The 17921-nt window shown below is 70.4% G+C and carries 16 protein-coding genes; 9 read left to right on the top strand and 7 right to left on the bottom strand.

Translation table 11 applies throughout. The features are described 5' to 3' along the window. Nucleotides 1-3 precede the first annotated feature (3 nt). The gene (locus tag FB563_RS07190) at nucleotides 4-999 is read right to left on the bottom strand and encodes an ArsR/SmtB family transcription factor (protein WP_055704821.1); all 996 of its coding nucleotides are present in this window, start codon (nucleotides 997-999) and stop codon (nucleotides 4-6) included. A 75-nt stretch (nucleotides 1000-1074) separates the two neighbouring features. On the opposite strand from FB563_RS07190, the gene FB563_RS07185 reads away from it, so the two are divergent. The 4 genes from FB563_RS07185 to icmA all read left to right on the top strand — a co-directional run bounded on the left by FB563_RS07185 (nucleotide 1075) and on the right by icmA (nucleotide 5022). Next, nucleotides 1075-2343: an MFS transporter gene (locus tag FB563_RS07185; RefSeq protein WP_055704820.1), complete on the top strand. Its 1269-nt coding sequence runs from the start codon at nucleotides 1075-1077 to the stop codon at nucleotides 2341-2343. Between the two features lie 11 nt (nucleotides 2344-2354). After that, nucleotides 2355-2864: a MarR family winged helix-turn-helix transcriptional regulator gene (locus FB563_RS07180; RefSeq protein ID WP_031171837.1), complete on the top strand. Its 510-nt coding sequence runs from the start codon at nucleotides 2355-2357 to the stop codon at nucleotides 2862-2864. Nucleotides 2865-2907: 43 nt separating this feature from the next. Further along, entirely contained in the window at nucleotides 2908-3246 is a 339-nt protein-coding gene (locus FB563_RS07175; protein ID WP_055704819.1) for a DUF3817 domain-containing protein, read from the top strand. Nucleotides 3247-3321: 75 nt separating this feature from the next. After that, nucleotides 3322-5022, top strand: coding sequence for a coenzyme B12-dependent isobutyryl-CoA mutase large subunit (icmA, locus tag FB563_RS07170; RefSeq protein ID WP_055704818.1), 1701 nt, complete (start codon nucleotides 3322-3324; stop codon nucleotides 5020-5022). A gap of 6 nt (nucleotides 5023-5028) precedes the next feature. On the opposite strand, the gene FB563_RS07165 is transcribed toward icmA, so the two are convergent. Further along, on the bottom strand, nucleotides 5029-5646 hold the full coding sequence (locus FB563_RS07165) for a TetR/AcrR family transcriptional regulator (RefSeq protein ID WP_055704817.1): 618 nt from the start codon (nucleotides 5644-5646) through the stop codon (nucleotides 5029-5031). A 233-nt stretch (nucleotides 5647-5879) separates the two neighbouring features. Here FB563_RS07165 and FB563_RS07160 point away from each other — a divergent pair, with 233 nt between their 5' ends. The 4 genes from FB563_RS07160 (at nucleotide 5880) to FB563_RS07145 (ending at nucleotide 10137) form a co-directional block, all read left to right on the top strand. Then, nucleotides 5880-6848 carry a tetratricopeptide repeat protein gene (locus FB563_RS07160; protein WP_055704816.1) on the top strand — a complete coding sequence of 323 codons (969 nt, stop codon included), beginning with the start codon at nucleotides 5880-5882 and terminating at the stop codon, nucleotides 6846-6848. A gap of 625 nt (nucleotides 6849-7473) precedes the next feature. Continuing rightward, nucleotides 7474-8106 (top strand): DUF6230 family protein, encoded by a 633-nt coding sequence (locus tag FB563_RS07155; RefSeq protein WP_055704815.1) that lies wholly within the window; start codon nucleotides 7474-7476, stop codon nucleotides 8104-8106. A 116-nt stretch (nucleotides 8107-8222) separates the two neighbouring features. Beyond that, nucleotides 8223-8777 carry a DUF6114 domain-containing protein gene (locus FB563_RS07150; protein WP_055704814.1) on the top strand — a complete coding sequence of 185 codons (555 nt, stop codon included), beginning with the start codon at nucleotides 8223-8225 and terminating at the stop codon, nucleotides 8775-8777. Further along, nucleotides 8767-10137, top strand: a complete 1371-nt coding sequence (locus FB563_RS07145; RefSeq protein WP_199832743.1) for a hypothetical protein — start codon at nucleotides 8767-8769, stop codon at nucleotides 10135-10137. The genes FB563_RS07150 and FB563_RS07145 overlap by 11 nt, the downstream gene beginning before the upstream one ends. Before the next feature lie 98 nt (nucleotides 10138-10235). Here FB563_RS07145 and pyk read toward each other — a convergent pair whose 3' ends face one another. The 3 genes from pyk to pta form a co-directional block, all read right to left on the bottom strand. Then, nucleotides 10236-11663: a pyruvate kinase gene (gene pyk / locus FB563_RS07140; RefSeq protein ID WP_055704813.1), complete on the bottom strand. Its 1428-nt coding sequence runs from the start codon at nucleotides 11661-11663 to the stop codon at nucleotides 10236-10238. Between the two features lie 87 nt (nucleotides 11664-11750). Then, on the bottom strand, nucleotides 11751-12959 hold the full coding sequence (locus FB563_RS07135) for an acetate kinase (RefSeq protein ID WP_055704841.1): 1209 nt from the start codon (nucleotides 12957-12959) through the stop codon (nucleotides 11751-11753). 23 nt (nucleotides 12960-12982) lie between these two features. Continuing rightward, the gene (pta, locus tag FB563_RS07130) at nucleotides 12983-15058 is read right to left on the bottom strand and encodes a phosphate acetyltransferase (protein WP_055704840.1); all 2076 of its coding nucleotides are present in this window, start codon (nucleotides 15056-15058) and stop codon (nucleotides 12983-12985) included. Between the two features lie 198 nt (nucleotides 15059-15256). Between pta and FB563_RS07125 the strand changes: the two genes are divergently transcribed. Beyond that, nucleotides 15257-16282 carry an ATP-dependent 6-phosphofructokinase gene (locus tag FB563_RS07125; protein WP_055704812.1) on the top strand — a complete coding sequence of 342 codons (1026 nt, stop codon included), beginning with the start codon at nucleotides 15257-15259 and terminating at the stop codon, nucleotides 16280-16282. Here FB563_RS07125 and FB563_RS07120 read toward each other — a convergent pair. Both FB563_RS07120 and FB563_RS07115 read right to left on the bottom strand, forming a co-directional pair. After that, nucleotides 16279-16968 (bottom strand): transcriptional regulator, encoded by a 690-nt coding sequence (locus FB563_RS07120; protein WP_055704811.1) that lies wholly within the window; start codon nucleotides 16966-16968, stop codon nucleotides 16279-16281. The two genes, FB563_RS07125 and FB563_RS07120, sit on opposite strands and share 4 nt — an antisense overlap. Before the next feature lie 119 nt (nucleotides 16969-17087). Beyond that, complete coding sequence (locus FB563_RS07115) at nucleotides 17088-17915, bottom strand: carbohydrate ABC transporter permease (RefSeq protein WP_055704810.1); 828 nt, start codon at nucleotides 17913-17915, stop codon at nucleotides 17088-17090. Nucleotides 17916-17921: the final 6 nt, after the last annotated feature.

The following is a 17921-nucleotide window of genomic DNA, read 5'->3' as shown; positions in this document are numbered from 1 at the left end:
CCCTCAAGGCCGGCCGCTCTTCCCTGAGCCCGTGAGCGCCACCCCCAGTGGCGTCCTCTCGTACAGCACCTGATGCCCGTACCGCCGCGAGGTCAGCAGACCGGCGTCGCGCAGAACCGTCAGGTGGGACGAGACCGAGGATGCCGCGAGGCCCAGCCGGTGGGCCAGGGCCGTAGTGGTCGCCGGTTCGTCCAGCGCGGTCAGCACCTCGGCCCGGTTGCGCCCCAGCAGCCGTACCAGCGCCTCCGGTGTCCGTTCGGCCGGCTCGGTCCACAAGCCCGCGATCCCCCGGGCCGGGTACACCACCGTCGGCTGCCACGGGGGCTCGAAGCCGGTGATCACGTCCGGCCAGGAGAACACGCTCGGCATCAGGACGAGGCCCTGGCCGGCCAGGTCGCGGGCGTGCTCGGTGTGCAGGGCGAGGGTCAGCGTGCGGCCGTTCCAGGACAGGCGGGTGTCCAGCTCCGGCAGCAGCGTGCCGAGGCCCACCTCGGCCAGGCGGCGGGAGTGGAAGGCCACGTCCGCCTCCAGCAGGGCCCGCAGCCGGGGCCAGTCCGGGGCGATCAGCACCCTCCAGGCCTCCTCGACGGCGTCCGCCAGTTCCTCGATCATCCGGGCCGGATCCGCGAGCCAGGCGCGGCCCCGCGGCGAGTCCAGCGCGCCGGGTGTGCAGGCCAGGGAGAGGGCGGTGTCCTCGCGGGCCGCTTCCGGGTCGGACGCTCGTACGGCCGCGATCTCCTCCTCGAACGTGGCGGCCGGCCCGATCGGCGGCGCCCCCAGCCAGTCCGGCGAGTGCCCCCGGCGGGGCATCAGCAGCCACAGCGGAGCCAGGTCGAGCCCCGCCGCCGCGTCCCTGATCCGCCGCAGCCAGGGCGCCTGGTAGGCGTGCCGGTCGGGCCGCTTCAGGGTGCGCACCGCCTCCTGCGTCTCCCACAGCGGGGAGATCGCGAACCGGCAGCGCAGGAAGTCGTCGTCGCCGAAGTGAAGCCTCGACGCCATGCACACCCCCGGGAAAGATTCGGCTGGAGCCGAAACTCTACGGCTCCTCGCCCCTCCCCGGGCACGCTGCCCGGCATGTCCGCACCCACCCAGGCCGGCCCGGCGCGCGCCGGCTACGGCCGTGTCCTCGCCGTGCCCGAGTTCCGCGCCGTCTTCGCCGCGCACGTGCTGTCCATGCTTGGCGTGATCGTCAGCGAGATCGCGCTCTCCGTCCTCGTCTACGACCTCACCCGCTCGCCCCTGCTGAGCGCGCTCACCTTCGCGCTGGGCTTCCTGCCGTACGCCGTCGGCGGCACCCTCCTCGCACCCGTCGCCGACCGCTTCCCGGCCCGGCGCGTGCTGGTCGTCTGCGACCTGGTGTGCGCGGGCTGTGTGGCCCTGATGACGCTCCCGGGCACCGGCATCGGCCTGCTGCTCGCGCTGCGCTGCGCGCTCGCCGTCGTCTCGCCGGTGTTCTCCGGGACGCGCATGGCCACGCTGGCCGACGTCCTCGGCGACGGCGACCTGTTCGTCCTCGGCCGCTCCCTGCTGCGGATCGTCGCCCAGAGCGCCCTGCTCGTCGGCTACGGCCTCGGCGGCCTGCTGCTGACCGCCGTCAGCCCGCGCCACGCCCTGCTGATCACCGTCGGCACCTTCCTCGCCTCCGCCGCTCTGCTGCGCTGCGGCACCCGGCACCGCCCCGCCCGCACGTGCCGGGACACGGACACCCCGCCGGGACTGCGCGGGCTGGTGGCCGATCGCCGGGTGCGCGTCCTGCTGCTCGCGTCCTGGCTCCCGGCGGCCTTCTCGGTCGTACCCGAGGCGCTGGCGGCGCCGTACGCCGACGAGCTGGGCAGCGGTTCCGCGGGCCTCGGCCTGCTGATGTGCGCGCTGCCCGTCGGCACGGTGGCCGGCGAGCTGTTCGCCGGGGCCGGGCTGGGGCCGAGGGCCCGCGAGCGCGTCGCCCTGCCGCTGCTCTGCCTGACCCTGCTGCCGTACCTCGGCTACGCCCTGCGTCCCGGCCTGACCGCCTCCCTGGTGCTCCTGCTGCTGTCCGGGGCCGCGTCGGCGTACACCCTGGGCCTGGACCAGTGGTTCGTGCGGGCCGTGCCGGAGGAGCTGCGCGGACGGGCCATGACCGTGCTGAGCGCGGGGCTGATGACCGTCCAGGGCGTGGGCATGGCGCTGGCCGGAGTGGTGGCGCAGACCGCGGGTGTGCGCACGGCGGTCGTCGGGGCCGGTGCGGCCGGTGTGCTGTGCTGCTGCGGGCTGGCCGCGGCGGTCCGGGCCACGAAAGAGGGCGCGGAAGGCGGGGAGGCGACCGAAAGCCGAGACGGGGCTGCCCGGAATATGACTGGCCGGTAGGGTCTGGTGACGTGCCGAAGCCACTCAGCCTCCCCTTCGACCCCATCGCCCGTGCGGACGAGCTCTGGAAGCAGCGCTGGGGAAACGTGCCGTCCATGGCCGCGATCACCTCGATCATGCGGGCCCAGCAGATCCTGCTCGCCGAGGTGGACGCGGTGGTCAAGCCGTACGGACTGACGTTCGCCCGGTACGAGGCGCTGGTGCTGCTCACCTTCTCCAAGGCCGGCGAGCTGCCCATGTCCAAGATCGGCGAGCGGCTGATGGTGCATCCCACCTCGGTGACGAACACCGTCGACCGGCTGGTGAAGTCCGGGCTGGTCGCCAAGCGGCCCAATCCCAACGACGGCCGCGGCACCCTCGCGGTCATCACCGACAAGGGCCGCGAGGTGGTCGACGCGGCCACCCGGGACCTGATGGCGATGGACTTCGGGCTCGGCGTGTACGACGCGGAGGAGTGCGCGGAGATCTTCGCGATGCTGCGTCCGCTGCGGGTCGCGGCCCACGACTTCGACGAGGAGTGACCCGGTCCAAGATCTACCGGAACAGGCGGTTACGCTCGACGGCATGAAGAAGAGCGTGCTGACCCGCTACCGCGTCATGGCCTACGTCACCGGTGTGCTGCTGGTGCTGCTGACTCTCGGTTGCATCGCCAAGTACGGCCTGGAGATGGACGGGGCCGAGGGCTTCGTGACGGCCGTCGGTATCGCGCACGGATGGCTGTACGTCATCTACCTGGTCTTCGCCTTCGACCTGGGCTCCAAGGCGAAGTGGCCGGTCGGCAAGCAGCTGTGGGTGCTGCTCGCCGGAACGATTCCCACCGCCGCCTTCTTCGTGGAGCGCAAGGTCACCCGCGAGCTGGACGCCCGGGTCGCCGACCAGGCGCCGGCCGTCGCCGAGGCGTAGGTCTCACCGCCGTACGACTTCCGTACGGCGGTCAGCCATCGACATTTACTAGGACGTCCAAGTAAATTCGATGGTATGGACGCTCACGCCATCGAGGAGGGCCGCCGCCGCTGGCAGGCCCGCTACGACGCCGCGCGCAAGCGCGACGCAGACTTCACCACGCTCTCCGGCGACCCCGTGGAGCCGGTGTACGGGCCCCGACCGGGCGACACGTACGAGGGATTCGAGCGGATCGGCTGGCCCGGGGAGTACCCCTTCACGCGCGGGCTCCATCCGACCGGCTACCGCGGGCGTACCTGGACGATCCGGCAGTTCGCCGGGTTCGGCAACGCCGAGCAGACCAACGAGCGGTACAAGATGATCCTCGCCGCCGGCGGTGGCGGTCTGTCCGTGGCCTTCGACATGCCGACGCTGATGGGCCGCGACTCCGACGACCCGCGCTCGCTCGGCGAGGTCGGGCACTGCGGGGTCGCCATCGACTCGGCCGCCGACATGGAGGTCCTGTTCAAGGACATCCCGCTGGGCGATGTGACGACGTCGATGACCATCAGCGGTCCGGCCGTGCCCGTCTTCTGCATGTACCTGGTCGCCGCGGAGCGGCAGGGCGTGGACCCGTCGGTGCTCAACGGCACGCTGCAGACCGACATCTTCAAGGAGTACATCGCGCAGAAGGAGTGGCTCTTCCAGCCCGAGCCGCATCTGCGCCTGATCGGCGACCTCATGGAGTACTGCGCCGCCGGCATCCCCGCCTACAAGCCGCTTTCCGTGTCCGGCTACCACATCCGTGAAGCGGGTGCGACGGCCGCGCAGGAGCTGGCGTACACGCTGGCGGACGGCTTCGGGTACGTCGAGCTGGGGCTCAGCCGCGGCCTGGACGTGGACGTGTTCGCGCCCGGTCTGTCCTTCTTCTTCGACGCGCACGTCGATTTCTTCGAGGAGATCGCCAAGTTCCGTGCGGCACGCCGGATCTGGGCGCGCTGGATGCGGGACGTGTACGGAGCGAGGAGCGACAAGGCGCAGTGGCTGCGGTTCCACACGCAGACCGCCGGTGTGTCGCTGACGGCCCAGCAGCCGTACAACAACGTCGTCCGTACGGCCGTGGAAGCGCTGGCGGCGGTCCTCGGCGGAACCAACTCGCTGCACACCAACGCGCTCGACGAGACCCTCGCGCTGCCCAGCGAGCAGGCCGCGGAGATCGCGCTGCGCACCCAGCAGGTGCTGATGGAGGAGACCGGGGTCGCCAACGTGGCCGATCCGCTGGGCGGTTCCTGGTACGTCGAGCAGCTGACGGACCGGATCGAGGCCGACGCGGAGAAGATCTTCGAGCAGATCAAGGAGCGGGGGCTGCGGGCGCACCCGGACGGGCGTCACCCGATCGGGCCGATCACCTCCGGGATCCTGCGCGGGATCGAGGACGGCTGGTTCACGGGCGAGATCGCCGAGTCCGCGTTCCGGTACCAGCAGGCGCTGGAGAAGGGCGACAAGAAGGTCGTCGGCGTCAATGTGCACACCGGGTCGGTCACCGGGGATCTGGAGATCCTGCGGGTCAGCCACGAGGTGGAGCGGGAGCAGGTCCGTGTCCTCGGCGAGCGGAAGGCGGGGCGGGACGAGACCGCGGTGCGCTCCGCGCTGGAGGCGATGCTGGGTGCGGCTCGGGACGGCTCCAACATGATCGAGCCGATGCTGGACGCGGTGCGGGCCGAGGCGACGCTGGGCGAGATCTGCGGGGTGCTGCGGGAGGAGTGGGGGGTGTACACGGAGCCCGCGGGCTTCTGAGCGGGCTCAGGCGGACGAGGTCAGCCCCAGCAGCAGTACCCGGGTGAAGCTTCGTACCCACTCCTCGTCCGCCGGCTTGCCGCTGACCAGGGTCCGGTGGACCACCGCGCCCGCGACCATGTCGAAGATCAGGTCCACCGTGCGGGCTGACTCCTCGGGGTCGGGTTCCGGGGGGAGTTCGCCGCGGCTCTGGGCGCGGGCGCGGCCCTCGAGGACCAGGCGCATCTGGCGTTCCACGATGGAGGCGCGGATGCGCTCGCGCAGGGCGTCGTCGCGGGTGGACTCGGCGACCACCGCCATCAGGCCACTCTTCGCCTCCGGCCGGGCCAGGATGGCCGCGAACTGCAGGACCACGCCCTCGATGTCGGCGGCCAGGCTGCCGCGGTCGGGGAGCCGAAGCTCGTCGAAGAGTTCCGCCACCGCGTCGCACACCAGCTCGGGCTTGCCGGCCCAGCGGCGGTACAGCGTCGTCTTCGCCACTCCGGCCCGGGTCGCCACGTCTCCCAGGGTGAGCTTCGACCAGCCCAGTTCCACCAGCGCCTCCCGGGTCGCGGCCAGGATCGCGGTGTCCGCGGCGGCGCTGCGCGGGCGTCCGGTACGGCTGGCGGGAGTGCGGCTCTGCATCCCTTGACCATAACCGGCGGGATCTGTGCGGTCGTGAGGGAGATCACCGGCGCGTGGTGTCGCGGGGGGTCCGCATGGCATTACGCTACGACTCGTAGCGAAAGCTCGCCGAGGCTCGTGATGGACGTACACGAGGCGTACGCGAGCGGTGATCACGGGGGCGTGGGGTGGGGACCCGGCGCCCGCGCACGACACTTTTTCATTCCGACGCGGTAACGGGGGAGGATAGACGCATGCAGCCACGGAACATGTCCATGAGCGGCGTCGTCGACCTCGCCGCGGTGAAGGCGGCCCAGGAGGCCAAGGCCAAGGCCGAGCAGACGCGCGCCGAGGCCGCCCGGCAGGGTGGCACGGGTGCCGTCGCACCGGCCGATCTCGTCATCGACGTCGATGAGGCGGGCTTCGAGAGGGACGTCCTCCAGCGCTCCGCCGAAGTGCCCGTCGTCATCGACTTCTGGGCCGAGTGGTGTCAGCCCTGCAAGCAGCTGAGCCCGGTCCTGGAGCGGCTGGCCGTCGAGTACGACGGGCGCTTCCTCCTCGCCAAGATCGACGTCGACGCCAACCAGATGCTGATGCAGCAGTTCGGGGTGCAGGGCATCCCGGCCGTGTTCGCCGTTGTGGCCGGACAGGCGTTGCCGCTGTTCCAGGGGGCGGCCGGCGAGCAGCAGATCCGGCAGACCCTGGACCAGCTGGTGCAGGTCGCCGAGCAGCGGTTCGGCATCACCGGCCTGACCGTCGACCCGGACGCCCGGCCCGGCCAGGCCCCCGTGCAGGAGCAGGCGGGGCCGTACGACGCGGCGCTGAACGCCGCCGCCGACGCGCTGGACGCGGGCGACCTGGGCGGCGCCATCCAGGCCTACAAGAACGTGCTGGCCGAGGATCCGGCCCACCCGGAGGCCAAGCTGGGCCTGGCGCAGGCGGAGCTGTTGCAGCGGGTGCAGGGCTTCGACCCGCAGAAGGTCCGTCAGGAGGCCGCGGAGCGGCCCAAGGACGTCGACGCGCAGATCGCCGCCGCGGACCTGGATCTGGTCGGCGGGCACGTCGAGGACGCCTTCGGGCGGCTGATCGAGACCGTGCAGCGCACGCTGGGTGACGACCGGGACACCGTGCGGCGCAGGCTGCTCGAACTGTTCGAGGTCGTCGGGCCCGAGGATCCGCGCGTGGTGGGCGCGCGAAGGGCCCTCGCGCGCGCCCTGTTCTGACCAGTTGCTAAACGCCACGGCTTGTGATGCCGGGGTGAAAGGTTTGCCGACGAGTCGTCACGGTGACTCGCCTTTACCAAATCTTGGTAATCGCGCAAACTGTTACTCGGAGTAAACCGAAGCCGTTGGTCTGTCTGGTTTCGTCCAGGGATCAACGGCTTTGCTCTGCCCTTGGTTGCCACCGAGCGTCGCACTCCGAGACCGGCCGGTCGTACTCCGGTTATCCGGCCGTTACTAGCCAGTAACGAACCCCCTTGTGTCCGGGCCGAGAATGCACCACGATCGGCGACGCTCGGTCCATTCCCGTACCCCGGCAGCCGGTCGGGTAACGGGAGACTCTGGGTCCCCACCGAGCAGAGCCGGCGGCAGTGGCGCCGGCTCTAGGGCAGGGGGGTCTTCGTCCATCCGGCGAAGCCTGTCCAGCAAGGTTGTGCGTGATGCGTGTCAGGCGCGACCAGTGGTTGTCGCTCGGGGGTGATCGCCGGTGATTCGGGCGCGGTTCGCGCCACCGAGCGCGGGCGCTCTCCTTCCCGAGGACGTAGCACTTCTCCCATCCCTGCCTGGCTGAGCCACCGTTCCGGGGCGAGGTCCGGGCCAGGAGATGTACGTCCGAGAAGGAGGAAATATGGAGTCCCAGGTGCGTGGCGGGACCAGATGGAAGCGGTTCGCTGTGGTCATGGTGCCCAGCGTGGCCGCCACGGCGTGCATAGGTGTCGCCCTCGCGCAGGGCGCTCTCGCGGCGTCGTTCAGCGTGTCGGGCCAGTCGTTCAAGGTGACGGCGGACAAGCTCGTCGGTCAGGGCTTCGAGCAGTACGGCGCGATCGACAGCGGGTACACCCTCGACGGACAGAAGACGGCGCACCCGGTTGCGGTCTCGGGCTTCAAGTCGGCCACGATCAGCAACATGTGCCAGTCCGTCGTCACGCCGAACATCCCGCTGTTCGGCTCGGTGAGCCTGGTCCTGAAGGCGGGCGCCGACAAGCCGGTCGAGGCTGACAACCTCTACATCGACGTCGCCGACCTCAACGCCGACGCCACCTTCAACAACATCGACATCGGTGTGGCCGGCAAGGACGCCAGCAAGGGTCCCGGCATGAAGGGCGGCGGCGAGCAGGCCAACCCGTACGGGTTCGCCCAGCAGGCCGACTCGGCCACGCTGACCGACGTGAAGCAGACGGCCTGGGCGACCACGGCCGGAACCTTCAAGCTCAGCGGCCTGCACATGTCGCTGCAGACGGGTACGCACGAGTGCTACTGAGCACTCGGTGACGGGCGGGGGAGCCGGTGGCGCCCCCGCCCGTGTCACTCCGGCCGCGTTTTCACACGCGGCACACATCACCACCACAGCAACGCCGCACCAGGGAGCTGTTTTCCATGAGCGCCGAGACCTCTGCCGCCGCGCCCGGCCAGTTCACCCGCCGGAGGCTGCAGTTCCGCGCCTGGCGGGGCACCCGTCCGTTCTGGGCCGGACTGTTCACCATGCTCGGCGGATTTCTCATCCTGTACTTTCCGTACGCACACCTGCAGCTGGGCCACCTCACGATGACGATGGGGACGCCCGGCGGCTCCAGTTCCCTGATCATCGGTGCGCTGCTCATGGTCCTCGGCATCACCCTCTGGTTCCAGCTGCACATCCGGGTCTTCGCGGGTGTCGCGGCGATTCTGCTGGCGCTGGTGTCCATTCCGCTGTCCAACATCGGCGGCTTCATCGTCGGCTTCCTGTTCTCGCTGATCGGCGGAGCCATGGCCGTGGCCTGGGCGCCGGGCGCGCCGCCGCAGCCGCAGCCGCCGGCCGGGGTGGCCCCGGGCGAGGGCGGTGCCCCGCAGACCGCGGAGCTGCCGGCGCAGTACCCGGACGCGCTGGAGAAGAACGACCTGTCAGGAACGAGCCCGGCAAACGGGGCGAACGGGAGGCACAGTGCCGGCTGACGAGGTGACCCGCGGGACCGATGTGGACGGGTCCCGCGCGAGAACCGGGCCCCGACACGCGGCCCCCAGGAAGCCGCTGTTCACCAGGTTCCACATGCCGGCCGGCAAGGCGATCGCCTCCGTGGCGATGCCGACGGCGGTGCTGATGGGCATGGGCTTCACGTCCTCGCTGGCCCTCGCGGCCGGCAACGGCGGCAGCCCGTCCCCGTCGACCACGGCCAAGAGCCTGACGGCGGACGAGTACAAGGACTGTGTCAAGGCGCTGGACAGCTCCAAGGACGCCTCGTCCTCGCCCTCGCCGTCCGCCTCGAAGAGCGCCGACACGGCCACGCCGTCGCCCTCGGCGAGCGCCGGCGCCTCCAAGGGCTCCCAGTCCGGGGACGCGGGCAAGACCTCTTCGCCGGATTCAGGTTCCGGCGACAAGGCCACGCCCACGCCGACCGCGACCTCCGGCTCGTCCGGCTCGGACTCGGGCTCCGGCTCCGCGGGTTCGTCGTCCTCCAGCGGCGACACGGCCACGCCCACCCCGTCCGCGTCCAAGAGCAGCGGCGGCCTGCTGGGCACCATCGGCGACACGCTCGGCGGCATCCTCGGCGGCGGCAGCTCGGACTCCGGCAGCTCGTCCGCGAGCCCGACGCCGTCCGCGACCCCGTCGGCGAGCGCGTCCTCGGACTCCGCGTCCCCGTCGGGTACCTCGTCGTCCGGTTCCAAGGCCACCGACACCCTGGGCGACACCGTCTCCAAGGCCACCAAGACGGTCGGGGACACGGTGAAGAAGACCACCGACACGGTCTCCAAGACGGCCGGGGACGCCACCAAGACCGTCAAGGACGCGGCCGCGTCCGCCACGCCGAGCCCGTCGGCGAGCTCCTCCACCTCGGCGGAGAACTGCCCGGCGGCCACGACCGACCAGGGCGGTGTCGACAACAAGGTGCCGGTGGCGGACGACCCCTGGTACCTCAGCGCCAGCTCGCTGCTGCTCAAGGGCGCCGACTACCAGGGCATCGTGGAGGTGAAGACGGCCTCCGGCACCACCAAGAAGGTGCTGAAGTACGTCATCTCCGACGGCACGGACATCGGAGACCTGCACCAGACGGTGAAGGACAAGCTCTCCGGCAAGACCTACCACGTGCAGGCGGCGGGCGGGTCGACGTCCACCATCCGGGGCGGCGCCACCACGATGTACACCGAGAGCATCTCGGGCAACCTCTTCGGCCTGATCCCAATGACGTTCACCCCCGACAGCCCGCCCCCGCTGAACCTGCCGCTGATCTACTTCACCAACGTCAAGGTGGTCCAGGCGGCACAGTTCGGCGGCAACCTGCACGTGCCCGGCATGCACGTGTACACGACCGACTGACCGGTCCTGCAGAGCCCGTTCGGGAGCCGCACACAGCTGAGGGCGCCCCCTGCTCCAGGGTGCGCCCTCAGCGCCGTACAACGCCCTTGTGGGGCCTGTCAGTTGTTCTGCGTGCTCAGGTGGTGCACGCGGAGCATGTTGGTGGTGCCGGCGACGCCGGGGGGCGAGCCGGCGGTGATGATGACCGTGTCGCCGGCGTCGAAGCGGCCGAGCCGGGCGACCTCCTGGTCCACCAGGTCGACCATCTCGTCCGTGGTGTTCACGAACGGCACGACGTGCGGCTCCACGCCCCAGCTGAGGGTGAGCTGGTTGCGGGTGTTCTCGTCCGTGGTGAAGGCGATGATCGGCTGGACCGCGCGGTAGCGGGACAGACGGCGCGCGGTGTCACCGGACTGGGTGAAGGCGATCAGGCCCCGGCCGCCGAGGAAGTCGGCGATCTCGCAGGCCGCGCGGGCCACCGAACCGCCCTGAGTGCGCGGCTTCTTGCCCGGCACCAGCGGCTGCAGGCCCTTGGAGAGCAGCTCCTGCTCGGCCGCCTGGACGATCTTCGACATGGTCTTGACCGTCTCGACCGGGTACGCGCCCACGCTGGACTCGGCCGACAGCATGACCGCGTCCGCGCCGTCCAGGATCGCGTTGGCCACGTCGGAGGCCTCGGCGCGGGTCGGGCGGGAGTTGGTGATCATCGACTCCATCATCTGGGTCGCCACGATCACCGGCTTGGCGTTGCGCCGGCACAGCTCGATCAGGCGCTTCTGCACCATGGGGACCTTCTCGAGCGGGTACTCGACGGCGAGGTCACCGCGGGCGACCATGACGCCGTCGAACGCCATCACGACGTCCTCCATGTTCTCCACCGCCTGCGGCTTCTCCACCTTGGCGATGACGGGGACCCGGCGGCCCTCCTCGTCCATGACGCGGTGCACGTCCTGGATGTCCTTGGCGTCCCGGACGAAGGACAGCGCGACCAGGTCGCAGCCCATGCGGAGGGCGAAGCGGAGGTCCTCGATGTCCTTCTCGCTCAGCGCGGGCACGTTGACGGCCGCGCCGGGCAGGTTGATGCCCTTGTGGTCGGAGACGACACCGCCCTCGATGACGATCGTCTTCACGCGGGGGCCCTCGACGTCCAGGACCTTCAGCTCGACGTTGCCGTCGTTGATCAGGACCTGGTCGCCGCGCGAGACGTCGCCCGGCAGCCCCTTGTACGTCGTACCGCAGATGCTCTTGTCGCCGGGCACGTCCTCGGTGGTGATGACGAACTCGTCACCCCGCTCGAGCTCGACCGGGCCCTCGGCGAAGGTCTCCAGGCGGATCTTCGGGCCCTGCAGGTCGGCGAGGACGCCGATGGGCCGGCCGGTCTCCTTGGACGCGGCCCGGACGCGGTCGTACCGCGCCTGGTGCTCGGCGTGGGAGCCGTGGCTGAAGTTGAACCGGGCCACATTCATGCCCGCCTCGATCATGGCGACGAGCATCTCGTGGGAGTCGACCGCGGGGCCGAGAGTACAGACGATTTTCGAACGGCGCATGGGGCGATCCTATCGGTTTGTTTCGCTACGGAATATTCCGTCTGGCGGAAGATACAAATGAGTGCCGCACCGCTCAGGTGCTGCTATTCAGTTGTTCTTTCCGACCAGTGCGTAGGTCTGCGTCGCGATCTCCAGTTCTTCATCCGTCGGCACCACGGCGACGGCGACACGCGCATCCTTCGGCGAGATCAGCCTGGCCCCGTCCGCTCGCACCGCGTTCAGCTCCGGGTCGACCGCCAGGCCAAGGCTCTCCAGGCCCACGATCGCCGCCTCCCGCACGGGCGCCGCGTTCTCGCCGACCCCGGCCGTGAACGCGACCGCGTCGACCTTCCCGAGCACGGCGTAATAGGCGCCGATGTACTTCTTGAGCCGGTGAATGTAAATGTCGAACGCGAGAGCGGCCTCTTCGTCACCCTCGTCGATCCGGCGGCGGATCTCCCGCATGTCGTTGTCCCCGCACAGACCGAACAGACCGCTCCTCTTGTTGAGAAGAGTGTCGATCTCGTCCATGGACATATCCCCAACCCGGGCCAAATGGAAGATGACGGCCGGATCCACATCACCGGAGCGCGTACCCATCACCAGCCCCTCCAAAGGCGTGAGCCCCATGGAGGTGTCCACGCAGCGGCCCTTCTCCACCGCGGACGCCGACGCGCCGTTGCCCAGGTGCAGCACGATCACGTTGACCTCGGACGGGTCCCTGCCCAGCAGCCGCGCGGTCTCCCGCGAGACGTACGCGTGCGAGGTGCCGTGGAAGCCGTAGCGGCGGATGCGGTGCCGGTCGGCGATCTTCGGGTCGATCGCGTAGCGCGCCGCCGGCTCCGGCATCGTCGTGTGGAAGGCGGTGTCGAAGACGGCGACCTGGGGCAGGTCGGGGCGCAGCGCCTGGGCCGTGCGGATGCCGGTCAGGTTGGCCGGGTTGTGCAGCGGGGCGACCGGGATCAGCCGCTCGATCTCGGTGAGCACCGCGTCGTCGATGACGGTGGGCTCGGTGAAGAACATCCCGCCGTGCACCACCCGGTGCCCGATCGCGGCCAGTTCCGGCGAGTCCAGGCCCAGGCCGTCCCGGCTCAGCTCCTCGGCGACCGCCTTCAGCGCGGCGTCGTGGTCGGCCATCGGACCGGTGTACTCCCGGGTGTCGCCGGAGGTGAGGCAGGTGTGCTTGAGCCGGGAGGTCTGCTCGCCGATGCGCTCCACCAGGCCGACGGCCAGCCGGCTTTCGTCGCGCATGTCGAGCAGCTGGTACTTCACCGACGAGGAGCCGGAGTTGAGGACGAGGACACGGGTCGCGGTCACGGTGATGGTCATGCTCTCTGTGGTCAGTTGGCGGGCGTCTGGGCCTGGATCGCCGTGATGGCGACGGTGTTCACGATGTCCTGGACGAGCGCGCCCCGGGACAGGTCGTTGACCGGCTTGCGCAGTCCCTGCAGGACCGGTCCGACGGCGATCGCGCCGGCCGAGCGCTGTACGGCCTTGTAGGTGTTGTTGCCCGTATTGAGGTCCGGGAAGATCAGAACCGTCGCCTGCCCGGCCACATCGGAGTCCGGCAGCTTGGTCGCGGCGACGGACGGCTCCACCGCCGCGTCGTACTGGATCGGGCCCTCGATCTTCAGGTCGGGCCGGCGCGAGCGGGCCAGCTCGGTGGCCTCGCGCACCTTGTCCACGTCGGCGCCCGATCCGGAGGTGCCGGTGGAGTACGACAGCATCGCGATCCTCGGCTCCACGCCGAACTGCGCGGCCGTGGTCGCCGACTGGATGGCGATGTCCGCGAGCGCCTGCGCGTTCGGGTCCGGGTTGACCGCGCAGTCGCCGTAGACCAGCACCTTGTCGGCCAGGCACATGAAGAAGACGGACGAGACGATCGACGACTCGGGCTTGGTCTTGATGATCTCGAAGGCGGGCCGGATGGTGGCCGCCGTGGAGTGCACGGACCCGGACACCATGCCGTCGGCCAGGCCCTCCTGGACCATCAGGGTGCCGAAGTAGTTGACGTCCGAGACGACGTCGTAGGCCAGCTCGGCCGTGACGCCCTTGTGGGCGCGCAGTGCGGCGTACTTCTCGGCGAACGCGTCGCGCAGTTCCGAGGTGGCCGGGTCGATCAGCTGCGTGTCGCCGAGGTCGATACCGAGGTCGGCGACCTTCTTGCGGATCTGGTCCTCCGGCCCGAGCAGGGTCAGGTCACACACTCCGCGGCGCAGCAGCACCTCGGCCGCGTGCAGCACCCGCTCCTCGGTGCCCTCCGGCAGCACGACCCGGCGCTTGTCCGAGCGGGCCTGCTCCAGCAGCTTGTGCTCGAACATCATCGGGGTGACCCGGTCGCTGCTCGGCGCGGAGACCCGGCGGGCCAGGTCGGCGGTGTCGGCGTACCGCTCGAACAGGCCGAGCGCCCGCTCCGCCTTGCGCGGGGTGGCCGCGTTCAGCTTGCCCTCCAGGGAGAACAGCTGCTCGGCGGTGGGGAAGCTGTTGCCGGTCACGGAGAGCACCGGGGTGCCGGGGGCGAGGCGGGCGGCGAGGGTGAGGATCTCCTCGCTCGGCACCTCGTTCAGGGTGAGCAGCACGCCGGCTATCGGCGGGGTGCCGGCGCTGTGCGCGGCCAGCGAGCCGACGACCAGGTCGGCCCGGTCGCCCGGGGTCACGACCAGGCAGCCGGGGGTCAGGGCGCCGAGCAGGTTGGGCAGCATCGCGCCGCCGAAGACGAAGCCGAGGGCGTCCCGGGCCAGTCCGGAGTCGTCGCCGAGCAGCACCCTGGCGTCGAGGGCCTGGGCGATCTGGGAGACGGTCGGCGCGGACAGCGCCGGCTCGTCGGGCACGACGTAACAGGGCACGGGCAGCCGGTCCGCGAGCCGCCCGGCGATCTCGTCGCGGTCCTCGGCGGCCACCCGGTTGGTGACCATGGCCAGCACGTCGCAGCCGAGGCCGTCGTACGCCCGGTAGGCGTTGCGGGTCTCGGCGAGCACGGACTCGGTGGTCTGCCTGCGGCCGCCGACCACCGGGATCACGGAGGCGCCGAACTCGTTGGCGAGGCGTGCGTTCAGGGACAGCTCGTCGGGCAGCTGGGTGTCGGCGAAGTCGGTGCCGAGGACGAGGACCACGTCGTAGTCTCGCGCCACCAGGTGGAAGCGGTCGACCAGCGCGGAGACCAGCTCGTCGGTACCCTGCTCGGCCTGGAGCGCGGACGCCTCGTGGTAGTCCATGCCGTAGACCGTCGCCGGATCCTGCGAGAGGCGGTACCGGGCGCGCAGCAGCTCGAACAGCCGGTCCGGGCCGTCGTGCACGAGCGGACGGAACACGCCCACCCGGTCGACCTGCCTGGTCAGGAGCTCCATGACTCCGAGCTCCACGACCTGGCGGCCGTCACCGCGGTCGATCCCGGTCACGTACACGCTGCGCGTCACGTGTGCACTCCGATTCGTCTCGATCATCCGATGGTCATGTCTACGGTCGCAAAAATCGCCCACCGAGGTGAGCGGAACCCTCTTGACAATACCCCTGGCTCCGGATAAGGCGCCCGTCAAGTGGCTCAGTGCCCCGGCGAACGTGGAACAATCGAGACTGGCTCACCGGTAACGACAGCGAGCAGGAGACACAGCACGATGCGCATCGGAGTTCTCACCGCAGGCGGCGACTGCCCCGGCCTGAACGCCGTGATCCGGTCGGTCGTGCACCGGGCGGTGGCGCAGTACGGCGACGAGGTCATCGGCTTCGAGGACGGCTACCGGGGTCTGCTCGACCGGCACTACCGCACCCTCGACCTGGACGCGGTCAGCGGCATCCTGGCCCGCGGCGGCACCATCCTCGGCTCCTCCCGCCTCGAGCGCGACCGGCTGCGCGAGGCCTGCGAGGGCGCCGCCGACATGGTCGAGGAGTTCGGCATCGACGCGCTGATCCCGATCGGCGGCGAGGGCACCCTGACCGCGGCCCGCATGCTCTCCGACGCAGGGCTCCCGGTCGTCGGCGTGCCCAAGACCATCGACAACGACATCTCCTCCACCGACCGCACCTTCGGCTTCGACACCGCCGTCGGCGTCGCCACCGAGGCGATGGACCGCCTGAAGACCACGGCCGAGTCCCACCAGCGGGTGATGGTCGTCGAGGTCATGGGCCGGCACGCCGGCTGGATCGCCCTGGAGTCCGGCATGGCCGCCGGCGCCCACGGCATCTGCCTGCCCGAGCGGCCCTTCGACCCCGCCCACCTGGTCAAGATGGTCGAGGAGCGCTTCTCCCGCGGCAAGAAGTTCGCGGTCATCTGCGTCGCCGAAGGCGCCCACCCGGCCGAGGGCACCATGGACTACGGCAAGGGCGAGATCGACCAGTACGGCCACGAGCGCTTCCAGGGCATCGGCACGGCGCTGGCGTACGAACTGGAGCGGCGCCTCGGCAAGGAGGCCAAGCCGGTCATCCTCGGCCATGTGCAGCGCGGCGGCGTGCCCACGGCCTACGACCGGGTCCTCGCCACCCGCTTCGGCTGGCATGCCGTCGAGGCCGCGCACCGCGGCGAGTTCGGCAGGATGACCGCGCTGCGCGGCACCGACATCGTGATGGTCCCGCTCGCCGAGGCGGTCACCGAGCTGAAGACGGTGCCGAAGGACCGCATGGACGAGGCCGAGTCGGTCTTCTAGACCGTCCTGTCCTCCACGCCGTTCCAGAAGTTCTGCACGATCCGGTCGAGGAACTCCCGCCCGGACTCGCTGGCGCTCCTGCTGCCGCCACCCCAGCTGAGGGTGGCGGCCATGTGGCCCTGGTAGTCCTCGTAGAGCTGCTCCAGCACGCCCTCGAGGACGCCCGCGTCCAGGGGCACCAGCTTGCGCACCGGTCGCACATAGGCCTGCCAGCGGGTGGTCACCGCGCTGTGCAGCAGGTCGGCGAGCTTCGCCTCGCGGCCGGTGACGGCGACGAAGTCGGGCAGGGCGAGGTCCAGTACCCGGGCGAGCGCGGCCGACTGGCGCTCGTTGCCCCGCCACTGCCCGGTGTCCTCCATGCGCAGATACGTGCGCAGGTCCATGTCGACGGCGCGGGCGACGTCCTCGGGTGCGACGGCACGGGCGATGCGGTGCTCGCGCAGGGTCTGCGGCCGGCCGAGGAGTTCGCCCGGGGAACACCACAGCACGCCGGCCAGCGCGGTGAGCTCGGGGTGGCTGGGGGCGGCGGAGCCGCGTTCCCAGGCGATCACCAGATCGGGTGTGACGTACGGCAGCCCGTACGAGGCCCGCATGCCGTACGCGACGTGCTCGGGGCCCATGCCGAGCGCGGCACGCAGCCGGCGGGCCGCCGGGGCGTTGAAGGGGGGAGCTGAGGGTTGGCGCACCTCGCACAACCTAGGGGCGCGGTGACGGGATGGCTACGGTCCGTTCGGACAGGATCACGGATTGTCGGAACGCACAGTTCCGGCCGTTCGGTATGTAACGGACGGACCACCCTTACGGCTCATCCCTTGACCGCCCCGCCGAGTGCGAAACCGCCGCCCAGTCGCCGTGCGACCAGGACATACAGGAGGATCACCGGCGTCGAGTAGATGACGGAGAACGCGGCGAGCTGGCCGTACGCCACCATGCCCCGGTTGCCGAAGAAGTCGTTGATGCTGACCGAGGCCGGCATCTGGTCCGGGGTGAGCAGCAGCATGAACGGGACGAAGAAGTTCCCCCACATCATCACGAACGAGAACACCGTGACGACGGCGAGCCCCGGTCCCATCAGCGGCAGCACGATCCGGACCAGGGACTGCAGCGAGGACGCCCCGTCGGTCCACGCCGCCTCCTCCAGCTCCTTCGGCACCCCGTCCATGAAGTTCTTCATGAGCCAGACGGCGAAGGGGAGTTGGGAGGCGGCGAAGAACAGGATCGTGCCCTGCAGGGTGTCGATCAGGTTCACCCGCACGAACAGCGCGTACACCGGCACCATGATCGCGGTGATCGGCAGGCTCGTCGCGAACAGGACCGACAGCAGGAACGGCCGGCCCAGCCGGGAGCGGAACCGGGAGAGCGGATACGCGGCGAGGGCGGCGCAGACGACGGTCAGCGCGGTACCGCCGCCGCACAGGACCAGGCTGTTGAGCAGCGGGGTGTAGGTGATGTCCGGGGTGAGCACGGCACGGAAGTTGGCCGTCGTCAGCCCGTCCGGGACCCGGACCCGCAGACTCGCGTGCGGATCCACGGAGGACAGCACGACCCAGGCGAGGGGCAGCGCGAAGGCGACGGCCACCAGCAACAGGGCGACGTCGGCGGCGAGCCGCCGGGAGACACGCTTGCGAGGCATCCTGTG

Origin of the sequence: Streptomyces puniciscabiei (assembly GCF_006715785.1) — a bacterium.
In the GTDB taxonomy this organism is placed as follows: Bacteria; Actinomycetota; Actinomycetes; order Streptomycetales; family Streptomycetaceae; genus Streptomyces; species Streptomyces puniciscabiei.
Note: the sequence above shows the minus strand (reverse complement) of the source record. Positions and strands in the feature narration are given on the sequence as shown.